16 protein-coding genes are annotated in these 18,247 nt (G+C 72.0%); 5 read left to right on the top strand and 11 right to left on the bottom strand.

From position 1 onward, the window contains the following. Nucleotides 1-61: 61 nt before the first annotated feature. From ACGFMK_RS43440 to ACGFMK_RS43430, 3 genes are read right to left on the bottom strand one after another with little or no spacing between them, the layout of a single operon-like run. Nucleotides 62-952 carry an ROK family protein gene (locus tag ACGFMK_RS43440; RefSeq protein ID WP_392776003.1) on the bottom strand — a complete coding sequence of 297 codons (891 nt, stop codon included), beginning with the start codon at nucleotides 950-952 and terminating at the stop codon, nucleotides 62-64. Then, nucleotides 949-3,843: a sugar-binding domain-containing protein gene (locus ACGFMK_RS43435; protein WP_392776000.1), complete on the bottom strand. Its 2,895-nt coding sequence runs from the start codon at nucleotides 3,841-3,843 to the stop codon at nucleotides 949-951. Before ACGFMK_RS43435 ends, ACGFMK_RS43440 begins: the two co-directional genes overlap by 4 nt. After that, on the bottom strand, nucleotides 3,840-5,282 hold the full coding sequence (locus tag ACGFMK_RS43430) for an APC family permease (RefSeq protein ID WP_392775998.1): 1,443 nt from the start codon (nucleotides 5,280-5,282) through the stop codon (nucleotides 3,840-3,842). Before ACGFMK_RS43430 ends, ACGFMK_RS43435 begins: the two co-directional genes overlap by 4 nt. A 147-nt stretch (nucleotides 5,283-5,429) precedes the next feature. Here ACGFMK_RS43430 and ACGFMK_RS43425 point away from each other — a divergent pair, with 147 nt between their 5' ends. Next, entirely contained in the window at nucleotides 5,430-6,608 is a 1,179-nt protein-coding gene (locus tag ACGFMK_RS43425; RefSeq protein WP_392776038.1) for an ROK family protein, read from the top strand. Between the two features lie 27 nt (nucleotides 6,609-6,635). Here ACGFMK_RS43425 and ACGFMK_RS43420 read toward each other — a convergent pair whose 3' ends face one another. Further along, nucleotides 6,636-6,866 carry a hypothetical protein gene (locus ACGFMK_RS43420; RefSeq protein WP_247050471.1) on the bottom strand — a complete coding sequence of 77 codons (231 nt, stop codon included), beginning with the start codon at nucleotides 6,864-6,866 and terminating at the stop codon, nucleotides 6,636-6,638. A gap of 123 nt (nucleotides 6,867-6,989) precedes the next feature. Between ACGFMK_RS43420 and ACGFMK_RS43415 the strand changes: the two genes are divergently transcribed. The 3 genes from ACGFMK_RS43415 to ACGFMK_RS43405 are packed head-to-tail and all read left to right on the top strand — an operon-like array spanning nucleotide 6,990 to nucleotide 9,905. Continuing rightward, on the top strand, nucleotides 6,990-7,796 hold the full coding sequence (locus tag ACGFMK_RS43415; RefSeq protein ID WP_392775995.1) for a class I SAM-dependent methyltransferase: 807 nt from the start codon (nucleotides 6,990-6,992) through the stop codon (nucleotides 7,794-7,796). Nucleotides 7,797-7,854: 58 nt separating this feature from the next. Next, on the top strand, nucleotides 7,855-9,339 hold the full coding sequence (locus tag ACGFMK_RS43410; protein WP_392775992.1) for an MFS transporter: 1,485 nt from the start codon (nucleotides 7,855-7,857) through the stop codon (nucleotides 9,337-9,339). Between the two features lie 2 nt (nucleotides 9,340-9,341). Then, nucleotides 9,342-9,905 carry a TetR/AcrR family transcriptional regulator gene (locus tag ACGFMK_RS43405; protein ID WP_392775989.1) on the top strand — a complete coding sequence of 188 codons (564 nt, stop codon included), beginning with the start codon at nucleotides 9,342-9,344 and terminating at the stop codon, nucleotides 9,903-9,905. Here ACGFMK_RS43405 and ACGFMK_RS43400 read toward each other — a convergent pair. The 5 genes from ACGFMK_RS43400 to mftE all read right to left on the bottom strand — a co-directional run bounded on the left by ACGFMK_RS43400 (nucleotide 9,902) and on the right by mftE (nucleotide 15,955). After that, on the bottom strand, nucleotides 9,902-10,693 hold the full coding sequence (locus ACGFMK_RS43400) for an FkbM family methyltransferase (protein ID WP_392776035.1): 792 nt from the start codon (nucleotides 10,691-10,693) through the stop codon (nucleotides 9,902-9,904). The two genes, ACGFMK_RS43405 and ACGFMK_RS43400, sit on opposite strands and share 4 nt — an antisense overlap. Before the next feature lie 958 nt (nucleotides 10,694-11,651). After that, nucleotides 11,652-12,827: a pre-mycofactocin synthase MftD gene (gene mftD, locus ACGFMK_RS43395; protein ID WP_392775987.1), complete on the bottom strand. Its 1,176-nt coding sequence runs from the start codon at nucleotides 12,825-12,827 to the stop codon at nucleotides 11,652-11,654. Beyond that, nucleotides 12,824-14,254, bottom strand: a complete 1,431-nt coding sequence (mftF, locus tag ACGFMK_RS43390) for a mycofactocin biosynthesis glycosyltransferase MftF (RefSeq protein ID WP_392775984.1) — start codon at nucleotides 14,252-14,254, stop codon at nucleotides 12,824-12,826. The genes mftD and mftF overlap by 4 nt, the downstream gene beginning before the upstream one ends. Then, nucleotides 14,251-15,036 carry a mycofactocin-coupled SDR family oxidoreductase gene (locus ACGFMK_RS43385; RefSeq protein ID WP_392775982.1) on the bottom strand — a complete coding sequence of 262 codons (786 nt, stop codon included), beginning with the start codon at nucleotides 15,034-15,036 and terminating at the stop codon, nucleotides 14,251-14,253. The genes mftF and ACGFMK_RS43385 overlap by 4 nt, the downstream gene beginning before the upstream one ends. Before the next feature lie 229 nt (nucleotides 15,037-15,265). Beyond that, entirely contained in the window at nucleotides 15,266-15,955 is a 690-nt protein-coding gene (mftE, locus tag ACGFMK_RS43380; RefSeq protein ID WP_392775979.1) for a mycofactocin biosynthesis peptidyl-dipeptidase MftE, read from the bottom strand. A 92-nt stretch (nucleotides 15,956-16,047) separates the two neighbouring features. On the opposite strand from mftE, the gene mftR reads away from it, so the two are divergent. After that, on the top strand, nucleotides 16,048-16,680 hold the full coding sequence (gene mftR, locus ACGFMK_RS43375; protein ID WP_392775976.1) for a mycofactocin system transcriptional regulator: 633 nt from the start codon (nucleotides 16,048-16,050) through the stop codon (nucleotides 16,678-16,680). A 4-nt stretch (nucleotides 16,681-16,684) separates the two neighbouring features. On the opposite strand, the gene ACGFMK_RS43370 is transcribed toward mftR, so the two are convergent. After that, the gene (locus ACGFMK_RS43370) at nucleotides 16,685-17,341 is read right to left on the bottom strand and encodes a GntR family transcriptional regulator (protein WP_392775973.1); all 657 of its coding nucleotides are present in this window, start codon (nucleotides 17,339-17,341) and stop codon (nucleotides 16,685-16,687) included. 191 nt (nucleotides 17,342-17,532) lie between these two features. After that, nucleotides 17,533-18,108, bottom strand: coding sequence for a hypothetical protein (locus ACGFMK_RS43365; RefSeq protein ID WP_392775970.1), 576 nt, complete (start codon nucleotides 18,106-18,108; stop codon nucleotides 17,533-17,535). Between the last annotated feature and the right edge of the window lie 139 nt (nucleotides 18,109-18,247).

The raw sequence follows: 18,247 nt of genomic DNA, 5'->3' as shown, positions 1-18,247 counted from the left end.
TTCGTGGTTGATACCGGGTGGCGTGCCGGGTCGGGGCACCGGCACGCCACCCGGTCGTCTTCTAACCCCCCAGGGCCAGGGCGATCGCACCCAGGAGCGCCGCGTCCTGGTCGAAGCGGGCCGCCACCAGTTCCGGGGGGAACGGGACGGCGTGGGCCAGCCTGGCCGCCAGGGCCGGCAGCAGCACGTCCGCCGAGCGGACCAGGCCACCGCCGACCGCGATGCGCTGGGGGTCCAGCATCAGCGCCAGGTTGGCCACGTGCATCGACAGCTCGTCGAGCGCCGCGGTCACCAGCTCCTTGGCCTCGGCGTTCTCCTTGGCCAGGGCGAACAGCTCGCCCGCGGTGACCGGGCGGCCGAGCAGACTGCTCGCCCGGCCGCCCAGCCCACGCCCACCGACGGCTTCCTCCAGCGGCGCCGCTCCGCTGGCGAAACCCTCGGTGTCCTGCGGTGAGAGCAGGTTGTACCCGATCTCACCCGCAGCTCCGTTGGCGCCGGTCAGCAACCGGCCGCCGACCAGTACCGCCGCGGCGATACCGGTGCCCAGCGAGAGGAACACGGCCGGATCGGTCCCGGCCAGCGCGCCCCACCGCCATTCCGCGAGCGCTGCCGCCTTCGCGTCGGTCCCGACCGAGATCGGCACGTCCGGGAACTCCGCCGCCACCAGCTCGGCCAGGTGCAGCTGCTCCCAGCCCGGCACGTTCGGCGCGAGCAGGATCCGGTCCGGCAGCACGATCCCCGGGCTGACGACGCCGATCGCGGTGGGCACGGCGCTCGCGTCGGCCAAGAGCCCCCTGGCTCCGGCGAGCGCCCGCACGACCACCTGGTCGGCTCCCGCCTGCGCGTCGGTGTCCAGCCGGCAGGTGGCCAGCAGGTTCCCGTCGTGGTCGGCGAGCCCCAGCGCCACTTTCGTGCCGCCGAAGTCGATCCCGAGAATCCGTTCCTCAGTCACTCCCTGGTCCCCTCGATCTGCGGCGCCACCGCCGCGTCCCCGTGGTGGCCGTGCCCGCCGGCCGCCCCCACCACGATCCGGCCGGTGTTGAAGCCGTCGACGCTGATCACCGGCGCGGCGCCCCGCAGGTCGGACGCCTTGTAGGTGACGGTCAGCGTCTGCGACTGGCCGGGCCACAGCGTGATGTCGTTGTCGTCCCAGGTCGCGGCCGCGAGCTGGTTGTCACCGCCCGCCTCGTGCCCGTCCGGGGTGCCGCGCCGGATGTCGGCCCGCAGGAAGAAGCCGACCGCCGGGGTCTTCGACGTGTTGGTGACGGTCACGGTCGTGACGGTGTCGTCCCCGTTCGGGCCGCGGCCCGGCTTCGTCGAAGCGACGGCGCCGACCTGCGACTTCGGCAGGTCCTGCAGCGCCTGCAGGTTGCCGTACTGCGACAGCGTCGCCTGCGGGTTGCCCAGGGTCTTGCCCCAGTCGACGACGTCCTTCTGCGTGGAGAGCCAGTAGACGTTGCGGTCGACGACCTTGCCGCCCTGCTTCACCTGCAGTTCGACGAAGTAGACCTGCGCCTTCGCCGGCGCCTTCGTCTCGGCGGGCACCTTCGGCTTGAGGACGCCGGTCTTCACGCCCTGCGAGCCCAGCGAGATCCCGGACGCCGTCTGGTCGTCCAGCACCTTTCCCGCGGTGTCGAGCACGCGGGCCTGCACCGAAAGGCCGTTCCGGGTACCGGCGCCGAGGTTGTCGACGGTCACGGAACCGTTGTCGTAGCCGTAGATCGCGTGCAGCGGTTTGTTCGCCTTCTTGGCGCCGAAGAACGCGCCGGCCTGGTCGCCGTCGTCGTTATAGAGCGACCACAGCAGGGTCGGCCAGCCCTTGTTCAGCTGCCAGTAGACGACACCCGTCGCGGGGTTGTCCTTGTCCGTCGAGTGGTGCAGGAACGCCTCGAACTGCGAGCGGGTGTTCTCGTAGTTCGCGATGTTCGCGAGGTCCACATAGGACTTGAGCGAGTCCCACTTGCCGTAGCGCCGGCTGATGGACCGGTCGAGCGTGTAGAGCGTGCCGAACGCGTAACCGCCGTGGTCGGGCTCGAAGTTGGCGTGGTACTGGTTGTAGGCCGGGTCCTGCCAGAGCTTCGCCTGCTCGGTGGGCGAGAGGAACCGCTTGATCGAGTCGAGCGTCGGGACGGTGTGCCCGGCGCTCTGCTCGCTCGCGAAGCCCCACGAGCCGCCCGCGTTGGTCCGCGAGGAGTCGTCGGCGTCGAAGTGCGAGGTGTCGTACCAGTAGGACGGCGGGACCCAGTCGTACGGGCCTTCCTTCTCCCCCGAGTTGCCCAGGGTCGGCGTGCTCTTGTACTCCGCCGAGGCGATCACCGGCACCTGGAAGTCGGCGTCCTTGAACGCCTTGAGCGTCTCGCTCTCCTGGCGCGGCACCGGCTCGTTGTCGCTCCAGCCGTAGTTGAAGACGCTCGGGTGGCTCCGCTCCATTTGCGCGATCGTGTACGCCGAGTCGTGCATGATCCGGTAGTCGCGCTCGGTCAGCGTCGAGGCGTCCTCGGGCTGCCAGGCGTCACAGCAGATGAACCCGCCGATCACGAGCAGCCCGGCGCGGTCGGCCTGGTCGTAGAAGTCCTGCGGCATGTCGTGGCCCTCGAGCCGGACGCCGGACAGGCCCAGGTTCTTGATCAGCGCGATCTGGTGCGCGGTGTCGGCCTTGTCGTAGCGCAGGAACAGGTCCGGCGCGAAACCGCCGCCGCGGAAGACGAAGTCCTTGCCGTTGATCGAGAACTGCCGCGCGCCGTCGGGCAGCGGCGCGGACTTCCCGACCAGGCGCGAGGTCACCGTGCGGATGCCGAAGGTGCTCTTCGACGACGTCGACAGCGTGCCGTTCTGCGAGACCGCGGTGCTCAGCGTGTACAGCGGCTGGTCGCCCATCGAATAGGGCCACCAGACGCGAGGCTTGCTGATCTTGACCGGCGCGAAAGTCACGGTCTTCTTGGTGTTCGCGGGGATCGTCGCGCGCTGCGTGACGACGACCGGCGCGCCCGAGGGCGGGGTGATCGTCGCGGCGACGTCCCCGGTCTGGGCGGTGCCCGCGTTGTTGGTGACGTCGACCTTCACCGTCAGCGAGGAGCTGGACAGGTCGGCGGCGTTGTCCTGCACGACGTGCGCGTTGTCGCCGGTGAGCGCGTCGGAGACCTGCAGGGTCGGCGGGAACTGGATGCCGGTGTTGTTGTCCGGCGGGATCTGGCCCCAGTCGACCTGGTCGAGGGTGTACATCTTCGACGGGTCGTTCGGGTAGACCTTGATCGCCAGGGTGTTCTTGCCCGGCTTCACCAGCTTCGAGACGTCGAACGTGTGCCCGGCGTACGCGCCGCTCACGATGTCCTTCGACGCCACCAGCTTGCCGTTCACCCAGACGTCGCCCTCGCCGACGATGCCCGGGATGGTGAGCTTCGCGCTCTGGCCGGCGTGGAAGTCCGGCGTGAAGTCGGTGCGGTACCACCACGGGTCGGAGAACGGCTTCGTGACGACCGGGCCCACGGAGGTGACGTACCCGAAGCACTTGCGCATGTTGTCCGAGACGAAGACGTCCGGGCACTTCCCGTTCTGCACCAGCGCGTTGATCTCGGTGCCGGGCGCGCCGGCGTCGTCCGGCTTCACCGGCAGCCAGCCGCGGGTGGCGTAACCCGGTGTCGAGACCTTGTCCCCGCCGTCCTTGACGCTCGCGGTGGTCAGCACCTGCCAGCCCTGCGCGCCGATCGTGCTGAGGCCGTGCGCCTGGGCGGCGTCCTGGCCGGCGGGTTCCTGAGCCGAGGCCGGTGCGGCCACGCTCAGCACCCCGGGCACCAGGATCAGCGCCGCGACGGCGGCGATCCTGGCCTTGGGCGACTTCGTCATGCCTGAACCCCTTCGGTGTCGGCGAACGCTTCCTTGATCTCCTTCGGCCCGAACGGCCAGGTGTGCTCGGCCTTGGCGTACACCAGGTAGGCGATACCGCCGAGGACGAGCCAGCCCAGCGACAGCCCGATCGAGAGCCAGGTCGCGGAGACGTAGATGTAGACCCAGCCGACGAACGCGAGGAACGTCGGGAACGGGTAGAGCCACTGCCGGTACGGCCGCTTGAGGTTCGGCTGGCGCTGTCGCAGCACGACGATCGCGGCGACCTGGGCCAGCGACTGGATGATCACCAGGGTGGCGACCGCCGCGTTGATCACGTCGGTCAGGGTGAACAGCGAGCCGATGACGGTGATGGCGCCCATGGTGAGCACGCCCGCGGTCGGCAGGTTGAGCTTCGGGTGCAGCTTGGCGAAGACCGACAGGAACACCTTGTCGCGCGCGGCTTCGAACGGCACGCGCGAGCCGCCGAGCAGACCGGCGAACACCGAGCCGATGGCCGCGATCACGATCAGGACGGTGATGATCTTCGCCGTCACGCTGCCCCAGGCCTGCTCGAGGACGGTCGAGGCGACCGAGGTGGCCGTCTTCAGCTCCTCCAGGGGCACCGAGCCGAGCACGCCGACCTGCAGCAGGAAGTACAGGCTCATGATGCCGACGATCGAGAAGAGGATCGACCGCGGGAGCGTGCGGCCCGGCGAGCGGACCTCGCCGCCGAGGTAGGCGGTGGTGTTGTAGCCCAGGTAGTCGTAGATGGCGATGATCAGGCCGGCGCCGAGGCCGCCCCAGAACGTGCCCTCGCCGGTGGAGCTGAACGCGCCGGGCGTGAAGGCGAACGCCTGCGAGGCGCTGAAGTGCGTAGCGGCCGCGACGATCGTGGCGAGCACCGCGACCAGCATGACCACGAACAACCCCGTGGTGAGCTTGCCGATCTGCCCGATCTTGCGGAACAGCGCGAGCACGATGAGCAGCGTGACGCCGATGCCGATGATCTTGCCCAGCACGGTGACGCCGCCGTCGTCGGTGACGCCGGGGATCAGGTAGCCGAGGTACTGGACCAGGCCGATGATGCCGGTCGACATGATCAGCGGGATGAACAGCACCGCGCTCCACACGAACAGGAACGGCATCAGCCGCCCGGTGCGGTACTGGAACGCCTCCCGCAGGTAGAGGTAGGTGCCGCCGGCGCCCGGCATGGCGGCGCCGAGTTCGGCCCAGATGAGCCCGTCGGCCAGCGCGACGATCGCCCCGATGATCCAGCCGAACATCGCCTGCGGGCCGCCCATGGTCGCGACCATGGCGGGGATCGTGACGAACGGGCCGATGCCGCACATCTGGGTCATGTTGATCGCGGTGGCCTGCAGCGGGCCGATCTTGCGCTCAAGGGCGGGCTGCGGGGAAACGGCGGGCCCGGACTCCCCTGAACGAGTGGGTGAACTCACGACGTGCCTCCGTCCGATAGTTAGTAAAGTTTCTTAACATAAAACCCCCGGGGTCGAAAGGGTTCCGTAGGTAAACTTGCGGCAACGCGGACAGGAGATGGGGACGTCGTGGGCCAAAACGGGCCGCAGGTGGGGACTCCGGCCAGCATGCGGGCGCTGAACCAGCGGCTCGTGCTGGAAAGGCTTCGCGCGCACGGCGAAGCGACGCGGCCGCAGATCGCGACCGGTACCGGGTTGTCGAAACCCACGGTCGGGCAGGCTTTGCTCGACCTCGAACAGCACGGCCTGGTGCGGGCGACCGGGCGCAGCCTGGCCGGCCCCGGGCGCGCGGCCGTCGTGTACCAGGCCGCGCCGGACGCGGGGCACGTCGTCGGCGTCGACATCGGGCGGCGCGCGATCCGCATCGCCGTCGCCGATCTCGACGGCAGCATCGTCGCGCGGCTCGACGAGCCCAACCGGTGCCGCTCGGCGAGCGCCTTGGTGCGCACGGTGAGCGAATCCGTCGAACGCGCCGTCTCCTCGGCCGGGCTGAACCCGCACGAGGTCGTCTCGACCGTCGTCGGCACCCCTGGTGTCCCGGACCCGGCCGCCGGGACGGTGCACCGCGCGCCCAACCTGCCGGGCTGGGAACGCCGCGGGCTGCTGCACGAGCTCGTCGCCGCGCTGGCCGGGGCCGGCTCGGACGTCGTGGTCGAGAACGACGCGAACCTGTGCGCGGTCGGCGAGCACGCGCTCGGCGCCGCCCTCGGCGTCGACGTGCTGGTGTGCCTGACCGTCGGCACCGGTATCGGGATGGGACTGCTGGTGAACGGCCGGCTGTTCCGCGGCGCGCACGGCGCGGCGGGCGAGATCGCCGACCTGCCGTTCGGCCCGCTGCCGCGCTCCGGCGGCACCGACGCACACCGGCCCGGCCCGATGGAGACCGCGGCGGCGGGTCAGGCGGTGGTCGCCGCGGCCCACGAACGCGGGCTCACCAAGGCACGCTCGGCGAAGGACGTCTTCCGGCTGGCCCGCCAGGGCGACGAGCGGGCCCTGCGGGTGGTCGAGGACGAGGCCGAGAAGCTGGCGTACGTCGTCTCGGCGGTGACGGCGGTGCTGGACCCGCGGCTGATCGTGCTGGGCGGCGGGATCGGCGGCAACGCGGACCTGCTGGCCGAGCCGATGCGGCGGGCACTGGCCGCGACGGTGCCGGTGGTCCCGGAGATCGTGGCCGGTCAGCTGGGCGAGGACGCGGTGCTCGCCGGCGCCATCGCGACGGCCCTGGGCACGGCCCGCGACCTGGTGTTCGACCGGCGCGGCCTGCGCCGCGCGGCGGGCGAGGCCTAGCGTCCACTTCGGACCGAGGCCCGGCCCTCAGTCCGAGCGGCCGCGCAGGGTCAGCACCACCCGCAGGACGTGCTCGACGGCCGCCGGGAACGCGGCCCCGCGCAGCTCGCCGCGGTCGGCCAGGTTCCGGGACGCGAACTCCAGCTCGCGCTCCGGGCCACCCCGTCGCACCACGAGCGCGGCCAGCTCCTCGAGGTCGAGGTCCGGGTGATCGAGGCGCGTCAGGGCGAACTCGACGATCAGTTCCTCCTGCGTCACGTCCGCCTCCTTCCGGCTCTTCCCAGCCTACCCGCGCCACGCGGGGTGGTAGGGCCGTCCGGCCCGGAATGATCGGGTCGTCCGGCCGATCGTGGCGGGCGCCGCGCGGACACAGACTCGGGCATGGCCTTGACCCCGCTCGACCAGGCGAAACGAATCGCCCGGCACACCGAAGAACTGGTCCACCGGTCCCTGGCCGCCGTGGGCGCGAAACAGTCCGAACGCCGGATCTCGGCCGACGCGCAGGACTACTGGCGCCGTGACGCCGGGGACCGGTGGCGCGCGAACTCCCACTGGCGGGACGCCTCGGCCTTCCGGGAGAACGACCTCTGGCCCGCCATCGGCCGCGAGCACCTCGAGCTGTTCGAACGGGGCGCGCGGATGACCGGCTTCACCCGGCCGTGGGACCGGATCGTCGACTGGGGCTGCGGTGGCGGCGCGAACGCGGTCGCCTTCGCCCCGCGCGCCCGGCAGTACGTCGGCGTCGACATCTCCGCCGACACGCTGGGCGAGTGCGAGCGCCAGGTCGCGGGGGCGTGCGGCACGCCGTTCACCCCGGTCTCGATCGACGTGGACGCGCCGGAAGCGGCTCTTGAGCAGATCACCGAGCCGTGTGACGTCTTCCTCTGCTTCTACGTCTTCGAGCTGATCCCCACCCCCGAGTACGGCGAGCGCCTGCTCCGCATCGCGTCACGGCTGCTCGCGCCCGGCGGCCTGGCGCTGATCCAGGTCAAGTACGACCCGGGCGGCTGGTGGACCCGGCCGCGGCGCCGCGCCTACCGGTCGGGGCTCGCGGAGATGACGACCTATCCGATCGCGGCCTTCTGGGAGCTCGCCGAGCGGTGCGGCCTCAAGCCGGAGACCGTCCAGCTGGTGCCCCGGAACGCGCTCGACTGGCACTACGCGTACTTCCTCCTGTCCCGGCCCTGACGCGGTGTGACCGGTCTGACCTAGCTTACTGTACCGTCCAGCCGGTGCAGTAATTGGCATGACCACGTACGCGCCCACCTCCGCACCGTTGAGCCACCGCCGCCGCTGGGCCGCGCTGAGCGTGCTGGTCGGCGCCGTGCTGCTGCTCGCCGTCGACGGCACCGTGCTCTACCTCGCCGTGCCCTCCCTGACCCGCGAGCTGTCCCCCACCGCCACCGAGATCCTCTGGATCGGCGACGTCTACTCGCTCGCCCTGGCCGGCCTGCTGGTCACGGCGGGCAACCTCGCCGACCGGTTCGGCCGCAAGAAGGTGCTGCTCCTCGGCACCGCGGCGTTCGGGGTGGCGTCCACGCTGGCCGCCTTCTCCCCCACCGCGGGGGTGCTCGTCGCGGCGCGGCTGCTGCTCGGGATCGCCGCGGCGACGATCATGCCCTCGACGCTGTCGATCATCCGCACGCTGTTCACCGACCCCCGCGAACGCACCCGCGCGATCGCGATCTGGTCGGCGGGCTCCGGCGGCGGCATCGCGCTGGGCCCGCTCGTCGGCGGCGCGCTGCTGGAGCACTACTGGTGGGGTTCGGTGTTCCTGATCAACGTGCCGATCGTCGTCGTCTTCCTCGTCGCCGGCGCGTGGCTGCTGCCGGAGTCGCGTGACCCGGACCCGGGCCGGTTCGACCTGCTCTCGGCCGCCCTGTCGATGGCGGCGATCGTGCCGCTGGTCTACGCGGTCAAGCACGCCATCGGTTCCGGCGTCGACACGCAGGTCGTGCTGACGGCCGCCGTCGGGCTGGTCTCGGGCGTGCTGTTCGTGCGCCGGCAGCGCCGGGCGGCCGACCCGCTGATCGACGTCACCCTGTTCCGCAACGGCGCGTTCAGCGGGGCCATGGTGGCCAACTTCGTCGCCGTCTTCGCGTTGATGGGCCTGCTGTTCTTCTTCTCGCAGTACCTGCAGCTGGTCCGCGGCTTCAGCCCGCTGCAGGCCGGGCTGGCCGAGATGCCGGCGACGCTGGCGTCGATCGCGGTCGTGGCCGCGGTCGGCGTGGTCGTCACGCGGCTCGGCCGGGGACGCGCGGTCGCCGTGAGCCTCGCCGTCTCGGCGGTCGGGCTGCTGCTGGTCGCGGTCACCGAGCAGGCACCGCAGTACGTCTGGCTGGGCCTGACGCTGGTGCCGGTCGGGCTCGGTGTCGGGCTGGCGCTGACGCTGACCGTGGACTCGGTCCTGTCCGCCGTCCCGCGGGACAAGGCGGGCTCGGCGTCGGCGATCTCCGAGACCGCGTACGAACTGGGTGCCGCGCTGGGCATCGCCCTGCTGGGCTCGGTCGTCACGCTCGTCTACCGCGGCTTGCTGCCGTCCGACGCGGCGCCCGGGGTCCGGGAGTCGCTGGCCTCGGCGGTGACCGTGCTCGACCCGGCGTCGCCGCAGGCCGAGGCGGCCCGGCAGGCGTTCACCGGCGCCATGCAGGTCACGTCGGTCGCGGCGGCGGTCGTCACCGCCGTCGCCGCGGTGATCGCCTGGCGTACGATCCCGTCCGGAAAGGACTGAGCATGCCTCGCAAAGCCGGGCGCAGCCCGGAAGACACGCGCCGGGCCCTGCTCGACGCCGCCGGGACCACGATCCGCGCCCGCGGGGTGTCCGCGTCGCTGGACGACATCGCCCGGCAGGCCGGCGTCTCGAAAGGCGGGCTGCTCTACCACTTCCCGGCGAAGGACGCCCTGGTGCGTGCGCTCGCCCAGGACATCCTCGACGCCTTCCGGGCCGAGGTGTCCGCCGCGCTCGACCCGGCGGACACCGGCCCGGGGCGGCTGACCCGCGCGTACGTCCGGGCGTCGCTGGACACGTCGCAGGACGAGGTCGCGATCCGCGAGAACATCGCGCTGATCGCCCAGCTGATCTCGATCCCCGAGATCGCCGAGCTGGCCCGCGCGGACGCGGAGCGCTGGGACCGTGAGCTCCACGCGGACGGCCTCCCCGCCGACGTGGTGACCCTGGTCGTCGCGGCGGCGGACGGCGCGAGCACGGCGCCGCTGTGGGGCGTCGGCATCAACGTCGGCGCGGCCCGCCGGCTGGAACGGCAGCTGCTGGACCTGACGCTGAACGCCGAGGTCTAGCGGACCGCGAAGACCATCCCGATGTCCGCCGCTTCCTGGATCGGGTCCTGCTCCGCTCTGACCGTGAATCCCTTCGCCTCGAAGACTTCCCGGATCGTGTCCCGGTGGCGCCGCCAGCCTTCCACTTCGACGACCGCCTGCCGGACCAGCGGCCAGTGGCGGTCTTCGATGCCGTGCAGGACGTCGAGTTCCGCGCCTTCGACGTCGACCTTGAGCAGGTCGACGCGGTCGATGCCCTGCTCGTCGAGCACCGCCGACAGCGGCCGGACGCGGACGCGGTGGGTCTCCAGCTCCCGCATGACCCGCAGCTTGCGGCCGACGACCCCCCGCAGGACCGGCGCGGGCACGCGGCGCGCGGCGGAGCCGAGGCCGCCCCGGCGGATCATCTCGACTATGCTCGCCGTGACGCGCTTGCGTTCGGCCTCGACGTTTCCCGCGTCCCGCAAGGAAGACGAGAAGATCGTCGCCGCCGGGAAGTAGCTGAAGTCCAGCTCGTCCTCACCCGAGGACAACCCGAACGGCAGCGCGGTCAGCCGGCCGCCGAAGAACTCGCGGGCGTTGCGCTCCAGCGTCTCGAAGAGCGGCGGCATCGGCTCGAACGCGAAGATCCGGACGTCACCGTCCAGCCGCTCGTAGACGGCCGCCGAGAAGACGCCGACGTTGGCCCCGACGTCGAGGACCGTGGCGCCGGGCGCGAACTCGATGCCGTGGGCGAAGTAGCCGCCCACCTCCTCGCGCAGGAACGACACTTCCCACGGGTTGATGCTGTGCAGGTCGATCGCGTCCATCGTCACGCGCAGAGGCTTATCAGCATCGGGTACCGGTGGTCCAGACCCGGACGTCGGGACCCTGCCGTCATCCTCCTCAACGCATTCGTTCCAGCCCACAAGGAAACCCGGAGTCCTTGGCCGCAGCAATCGATCCCGGCCAGGCGATCGTCGATCAGCGAACTTCTTCCAGAGCGAACCTGTCGCGCGAGCTCGGCGAAGTGATCGCAATAGCGCACGCCTCCAAGCCAAAGAGCTCCGCGCACAGTCACCATCGTCGAGCCCTCGAGTACGCAATACCCGCAGGTCACGGAGATGAGGCCCACCACGACCAAGTCGATGACACAAAGTCATCATGAATCACTCGTTCGGGCGCTCAAGGTCCGGATTTCCGGCATCTCAGAGCCATTCAGAACAGCACGATAGCTCCACCTAGCCGAGCGACACCAGGAAGAGTCTCACTGTACGGAGTCAAAGCCGCGGCGTGGACGGTCATCCTGTCGCAGGGCCGAGTTTTTCACTCCGCGAACATGATCTTCGCCGATCGTCGTCGTTCCCTTTTTGGGTTCGCCGTGTCTAAAGTGCTCCCAGCACCTTCGCCGATGGTGTGCTCGGCTGGCAGGAATCTAGGGCGAGCACACCATAGGAGGGAGGTGATCCCTGGTGGCAAAACGCTTTCACCTCACGGTGAAGGTGGCAGGCCCGGTCACGATCAAGGTGACCGGGGCCGCCATCCTGGCCCTTGTACTGGGTACAGCCCTGCTGTACCTCGTCCTTCAGCGGGCATAAGGAGATGCGGGGAAGTCGTGTGGCTTGCCGGAGCCAGCGACTTTCCCGCGTTGGGAACTCCCAGGACACCGCGTGGTGCGCTGCCCTGTGCAGGGTAACGCTCAAGCAGGCGTTCGACGCAAGAGCGCATCGATCGAACGGTTCGCTGTTCACCCTATTCGACCAAAAGACCCGGACGTCGGGACGTCGCTCAGCCGACGGCGACGCCCAGGTCGGCTTCGAAACCCGACGGGACGAGCACGTCCGAACGGCTCAGCTCGCCCACGCTTCGCTTCCCCAAGGCCAGCAGCGTCGAGTCGATGCCGTTGCGCAGCACGTCCAGCACGTTCTCCACGCCCGCTTGCCCGTCCGCGGCCAGGCCCCACAGGTACGCGCGGCCGATCAGCACGGCTCGTGCACCCAGGGCCAGCGCCTTGACGACGTCGCTGCCGCGGCGGATGCCGCCGTCCAGCAGGATCTCCACCCGGTCGCCGACCGCCTCGGCGATCGCCGGGAGGGCGCGGATCGTCGCCGGGGTGCCGTCGAGGTTGTTGCCGCCGTGGTTGGACACCGAGATCGCGCTGACGCCCGCGTCCACCGCGCGGCGGGCCTCGTCGACCCGGATGACGCCCTTGAGCAGGAACGGGCCGTCCCACTGCGCCCGCAGCCAGGCCACGTCCTCCCACGACGGCGGCGGTGTCTGCATCCACTGGCCGTAGGCGCCGAAGAACGTCGGGGACGGTTCGCCGGGCGAGGCCATGTTCGGCACGCCGAGGTCCGGCAGCGCGCGCATGCGCACGTAGTCCATCAGCCAGCGCGGATGCGTCAGGCCCTCCGGCGCGAAGCGCACCAGCTCGCGGAAGGTGAGCCGCTCGGGGATGTGCGGGCTGCCCCAGTCGCGGCTGTGCGAGAACGACCAGTCCAGCGTCAGGATGATGCCGACGGCCCCGGCGGTGCGGGCGCGCTCGAGGCGGCGCTGGATGTCCTCACGGCTGCCCGTCCAGTAGACCTGGAAGTACGTGTTCGGGTTGGCGGCGACCACCTCTTCGATCGGCTTGCTGCCGAACGAGCTGAGCCCCATCGACGTCCCGCGCGCGGCGGCGGCCCGGGCCACGGCGACCTCGCCGTCCGGGTGCACCGCCTGCACCCCGGTCGGGGAGATCAGCACCGGCAGCGCGACGTCGCGGCCGAGCACGTGCGTGCTCAGGTCGCGCTCGCCGAAGTGCCCGGCCGTGCGCGGCGCGAACCCGAGCTCGTCGAACGCGCCGAGGTTGTCGGCCAGCGTCAGGCCCTTTTCGGAGCCGGCGATCAGGGCCGAGTAGACGGAGCCGGGGAGCCGCTTCTTCGCGCGTCGCTGCGCTTCGGCCACGGACTCGAACCAGGTCATCGTGTTCCCTTCGGGTCGATCTTGAGCGGGCGCCGGACGAGCGCCGGGCGGACCGGCACCGTGGTGCGGTGCGCCAGGCACCCGGCCCAGACACCGGCGCCGTAGGCGATGTCGTCGGCGATCGCGGCCGCGGTGTAGCGGACGGGATCCAGCTCCGGCCGCCGTCCCGCCCACGCGGTCAGCGGCGGGCCCAGCAGCAGTGAGGCGACGGCGGCGCGGCGGCCCCAGCGCCGCCGTCCGCCGGGGACCAGCAGCGCGGCCAGGAGCGGGGCCGCGAACTGGGTGCCGTAACGACCGCAGCCGAGCCAGGTCTGCCGGACGGCGGTGGCCATCGCGCGCGCGACCCCGGCGTCCGGGACGTCGTGGGCGTGCAGGAGCTTGCGCATGCTGCCGACCGAGCCGCCGAACGCCAGGGCGGCGAGCGCCGGACGGCGGCCCAGCAGCGCGCCGACGGTCAGCGCGGGCCAAAGGTGCAAAGCCAAGGGCGCCAACGCTTTCGGGTGCCGCAGCGCGAGCGGCGCGGCGGACGTGCCGTAGCGGGCCCGACGCCCCAGCAGGGCCCGCCAGGTCTCCGGCTCGTGGTGGTCGACGGCGACGTCCGGGGCGTAGCGGACCCGGAACCCGGCCTCGTGCAGCCGCCAGACGAGGTCGACGTCCTCGCCGACGCGCAGCCGCGGATCGAAGACCGCGCCGTCGGCCGCGACCGAGGTCAAGGCGCTGCGGCGGGCGACGAGCGCGGCGGTCGGCACGTACGACGTCCGCGTGCCGGGCGCGACGCGCGCGGGCCGGTCGCCGAGGTCGAGGCTGCCCGCGGCGCGGGTGTAGCGGCCGGCCCAGCTGTCCGGCGCCAGCGGGCGCACGCGGGGCGCGACGGCGGCGAGCAGCGGGTCGGCGAAGTGGGTCGCGAGCCGGTCGACCCAGCCCGCTGTGGGGACGCAGTCGCTGTCCAGGAAGGCGATCAGTTCGGTGCCGACGTGGTCCAGCGCGGTGTTGCGCGCGGCGCCGGGGCCGCCGTTGACGTCCCGGCGGACGAGCTTCGCGCCGTGCGCGGCGGCTACGGCCGCGACGGCGGCGGCGTCCTCGGACCCGTCGTCGACGACCAGTACGGGGTGCTTCTTGTCGAGCCCGGCCAGGCACCGGTCGAGCAGCTCCGCGCGGTCGCGGACCGGGACGACGACGGTGACGTCCGGGGGCGTTCCGGGCTCCGGGGGCACGGGGTGCGCGAGACCGGCGTCGGTGAGCCGGCGGGCGAGCGCGCCCGTGGCGGCGGAGGTGACCGGGCCGTCGCCGAGGTCCTGCCAAGCCTCGCGACCGGCCCCGGTCAGCCGCAGCACGCGGGCCGGGGAGCCGCCGAACCAGAGGCCGTCGGACAGCTCGCGGGTGTCCTGGTCCAGCGCGATGCGGAACCCGGGTGGCAACGGCGTCACAGGGAGAGTCCTCCGTCCACCGGCACGACCGCGCCGGTCATCGCCCGGGCGTCCGGCCCGGCGAGGAACGCCAGCACGGCGGCGACTTCCGCCGGGTCGAGAAGCCGTCCGACGGGCTGCTGAGCGGCGAACGCGGCCGCCTCGGGCAGGTCGTAGAGCCGGGCGCTCTCGGCGAGGATCGGGGTGTCGGTCGAGCCGGGGCTGACGGCGTTGGCCGTGACACCGGTGCGGCCCAGCTCGGCACCGAGCGCGCGGACCAGCCCGGCGACCCCGGCCTTGGCGGCGCAGTAGGCGGCGAGCATCGGCAGACCGCGGGTCGCGGCGGCCGAGGCGACGGCGAGAAACCGGCCGTCGCGTGGTTCGGTCCGGCGCAGCAGCGCGGGCACGGCGGCCCGGGCGAGGTGGAGGACGCCGTTCAGGTTGACTTCGAGGACGGCCTTTTCCTGCGCGTCCGGGACCTCCCAGAGCGGCACTCCCCCGGCGATCACCCCCGCGGCGGCGACCGCGACGTCGAGCCCGCCCCAGCGGCGCTCGGCCTCGGCGACCGCGGCGGCCAGGGCGGCGGGATCGCGGACGTCGGCGACGAAAGCCGCGGTGTTGTCGCCCGCCTTCTCGACCACGGCGGCGAGTTCGGCGGCGGTGCCCATCGGGTACGGGAGGGCCGGATCGTCGACGGTGACGTCGACGGCGAGGACGGCGTAACCCTGCTCGGCCAAGCGAAGAACGGTCGCGGCGCCGATCCCGCGCGCGGCCCCGGTGACGAGAGCGGTGCGGCTGCTCATCCGACCACCGCCGTGATGTCCACAAGGGACAGTTTGCGGTCGGATGCGCCCGCGGAATGCAGGTCGGCGGCCGCGACCCGCCATTCCTGCCCGGCAATCGCGCCACCAACGGACGCCAGGCACCCAGCCACCCGCGGCCGCGTGGCAGCAGCCGGGCACCCCGGGCTGCGGCCGGCCCGTGCAGCAGCAGGCAGCGCGGCCAGTCCACCGGGGACACGAGCAGTCGCGGTCATGCGAGCACCGCCGGGTGCCAGGCGTCCACATGGGACACCAACGCCTTGGTCAGGAACGCCAGCAGCTCCCGGCCTTCCGCCGCTGTCGCCGACGTCGGGTCGCCCAGCACCCCGGTCGCCGTCACCGCGCGGACGCCGCCCTCGCGCAACAGCGGCAGCAGCTCCCCCAGCGGCCGCCGGTCCCCCGGCTCCGCGCGGTCCATCCGCACCGCGCCCGGCCGCAACGCCAGCTGCAGCGCCGTTTCCGGCCGTCCGGCGTGCGGATCTCCCGGCCAGCGCGGCTGGAACACCTCGACGTCACGCGATTCGGCCCGCAGCCGGGCGACCGCTCGGGCGACCGGGCCCGTGTTGCCGCCGTGGGCCGAGACGAACACCAGGCGGCTGAACGTCTCCGCGGCCGAGCGGCCCAGCTCCACCAGCAGCAGCTCGGTCGCCTCCTGGCCGATCGACAGCGTCCCGGCGAAGCCCGCGTGCTCGCCGCTGGAGCCGTAGGCCACCGGGGGCGCCACCAGCACGTCCGGGCGGGCCGCGGCGAGTCCGGCGCACAGGGCCGAAGCGATGTCCGTGTCGGTGGTCAGGGGCAGGTGCGGGCCGTGCTGTTCGGTCGCGCCGACCGGGACCGCGAGGATCGCCCCGGCCGCCGCGCGCTCGGCGACGTCCGGCGAGGACAATTCCGCGAGTCGCATCAGCAGCTCCTTTTCGGCACCCTGTGACGAATATCAGGCAGAGTAATGTCACCCGGTGTCAGAAACAAGCCTCACGAAGGAACCGCACTCGGATGACCGAACAGACCCCCGTCGCCCGTCGCGGCCGTCCGCCGGGCACCAGCGCCCGTGAGCTGGAGGTCATCGCCCTGCGCCTGTTCACCGAACGGGGCTTCCACGAGACGACCGTCGACGAGATCGCGGCGGCCGCCGGGGTCAGCCGCCGCACGTTCTTCCGGTACTACGACGCCAAGTCCGACGTCCTGTGGAACGAGTTCGACAACGAGGTCGGGACGATCCGCAAGCTGCTCGCCGACGCGCCCGCGGACCTGCCCGTGATGGACGCCGTCCGCGAGGCGGTGCTGGCCGCGAACCACTACCACGCCGAGGACGTCCCCGAGCTGCGCATGCGGATGAGCCTGCTCAGTTCGGTGCCCGAGCTGGCCGCGAGCGCGACGATCCACTACGACGCCTGGGAACGCGCGGTCAGCGCCTACGTCGGCGCGCGCACCGGCCAGCCCGCGGACTCGCTGTACCCGCTGGCCGTGGGCCGGGCGGTGCTGGCGGCGTGCCGCGCGGCCTACGAACGCTGGTCGGCCCGGGCCGACGCCGACCTGACCGTCTACCTGGACGCCGCTCTGCGGGCGCTGACCGCGGGGTTCGCCGACGCCGCGCTCACGGCCGAGCCGTCGCCGTCGGAAAGCTGAGGCGTCACTTGCCGGTGAGGATGTCGAACGCGTGCCGGCGGTGGGTGGCGAACAGCTCCAGCGCCGCCTCGCGATCGCCGGCGCGCAGCGCGGCGGCCAGCTGCCGGTGCTCCCCCGGGATGGCGGCGAGGTAGCCGTCGGCCTCGACGCCGACGCGCGTCAGCAGGAACAGGTGCACCTGGGAGCGGATGGCCTGCCACGCTTCGAGCAGGCGCCGGTGACCCGCGGCCGCGTACACGGCGTCGTGGAAGTCGATGTCGCAGCGCACCATCTCGTGCTCGTCCGCCGCACGCGCCATGCGGGCGACGGCGGCGTCGACGTCCACCAGCCCCTCGGCCGGGGCGCGGTCGATCACCAGCGCGACGGCGAGCTGTTCGAGGGCCGCGCGCAGCGTGTCCAGCTCGGCGACGTCCTGGTCGGACAGGCTCGTCACGGTGGCGCCGCGGTGCCATTCACTGCGCGCCAGGCCTTCCCGCTCGAGCCGCAGGAGAGCTTCCCGCACCGGACCGCGGCTGACCCCGAGCGCGGCGGACAGCTCCACCTCGCGCAACTGGCTGCCGGGTGGGTAGGCCCCGTCGAAGATGGCGTCCCGGATCCGGTCGGCGACCTCGTCGGCCAGCCCCCGGCGCCGCGCGGGCACCACCCGGCCGGGTTCGCTCATCGCTGTCCCTCCTCCAGGGTTGTCCCCAAGTTAACATCGTCCCCCTCCGCCGATTCCGCCAGTTGACGGCCAGCAGCGCGATCGCCGCCGTAACGATCAGGCTCGGGCGGCCCACCGCCGGGTCGGCGGCGTTCTGGCAGACGACGAACACCAGCACGGCGTTCACGATGGCCAGGGCCACGGCGAGGCTGTCACAGATCCGACGCGCGCCGGAAAGCCCGGTCCAGCATCACGACGACGGTCAGGCCCAGCAGCCAGCCCAGCACGAAGCCGACGACCACCGGCCACGGCGCCGACGTCCGCGACCAGCGGTAACCCGCGGCCAGCGCCGCAGTGGCGAGGCCGAGGAAGCCGACGCCCTCGAACGCGAGCCGGGTCGGGTGCGCGAAGTTCCAGCCGGTCACACTGAACCAGCCGCGCGTGGCGGGCGCGGCCAGCGCCGAGCTGCGCCACGACTCCCACCGGACGTGCCCGGCCAGCCGCTCGGCCAGTGATTCGCGCAGGTACCGCCGGATCAGCTTGATGTGGAAGTCGTGCAGCAGGTACCGGCTGCCGAACAAGTACGAGGCGAACGGGATCAGCAGCACCAGCGCGAAGTTCCCGGTGGAGATCGCGACGCTGGCGATCGCGCCCGCGGACGCCAGTTGCAGGGCGAAGACGTTCCACTGCACGGTCGCGCGCCGCTCGACCTCGGTCCGGAGGGCGCCGTACTCGGCGAGCAGGATCTGCGTGCGGATCGCCGGATCGTCGTCGCCGGGCTGGGCCATGCCACCAGGATCCCATGTGCGTCAGGACGGTCAGGGATCGCTGTCTGGAACATGCGGAACTACAGCGCAGCCGGTACCTCGGGTCCGGGAACGGCTCCGCCGCTTCGGCCGCTGTCACGGCCCGTCATCCCGTGGCACG

Source organism: Amycolatopsis sp. NPDC049252, assembly GCF_043197175.1.
GTDB lineage: Bacteria > Actinomycetota > Actinomycetes > Mycobacteriales > Pseudonocardiaceae > Amycolatopsis.
This window is presented reverse-complemented; position numbering and strand designations above follow the sequence as displayed.

Coding starts and splice junctions, on each gene's coding strand:
- mftE (WP_392775979.1), bottom strand. CDS start 15,955: ATGCGACTCGCGGAATTGTCCTCGCCGGACGTCGCCGAGCGCGCGGCG.
- ACGFMK_RS43400 (WP_392776035.1), bottom strand. CDS start 10,693: ATGGACGCGATCGACCTGCACAGCATCAACCCGTGGGAAGTGTCGTTC.
- mftD (WP_392775987.1), bottom strand. CDS start 12,827: ATGACCTGGTTCGAGTCCGTGGCCGAAGCGCAGCGACGCGCGAAGAAG.
- ACGFMK_RS43410 (WP_392775992.1), top strand. CDS start 7,855: ATGACCACGTACGCGCCCACCTCCGCACCGTTGAGCCACCGCCGCCGC.
- ACGFMK_RS43435 (WP_392776000.1), bottom strand. CDS start 3,843: ATGACGAAGTCGCCCAAGGCCAGGATCGCCGCCGTCGCGGCGCTGATC.
- ACGFMK_RS43365 (WP_392775970.1), bottom strand. CDS start 18,108: ATGGCCCAGCCCGGCGACGACGATCCGGCGATCCGCACGCAGATCCTG.
- ACGFMK_RS43405 (WP_392775989.1), top strand. CDS start 9,342: ATGCCTCGCAAAGCCGGGCGCAGCCCGGAAGACACGCGCCGGGCCCTG.
- ACGFMK_RS43370 (WP_392775973.1), bottom strand. CDS start 17,341: ATGAGCGAACCCGGCCGGGTGGTGCCCGCGCGGCGCCGGGGGCTGGCC.
- ACGFMK_RS43415 (WP_392775995.1), top strand. CDS start 6,990: ATGGCCTTGACCCCGCTCGACCAGGCGAAACGAATCGCCCGGCACACC.
- ACGFMK_RS43425 (WP_392776038.1), top strand. CDS start 5,430: ATGCGGGCGCTGAACCAGCGGCTCGTGCTGGAAAGGCTTCGCGCGCAC.
- ACGFMK_RS43385 (WP_392775982.1), bottom strand. CDS start 15,036: ATGAGCAGCCGCACCGCTCTCGTCACCGGGGCCGCGCGCGGGATCGGC.
- mftR (WP_392775976.1), top strand. CDS start 16,048: ATGACCGAACAGACCCCCGTCGCCCGTCGCGGCCGTCCGCCGGGCACC.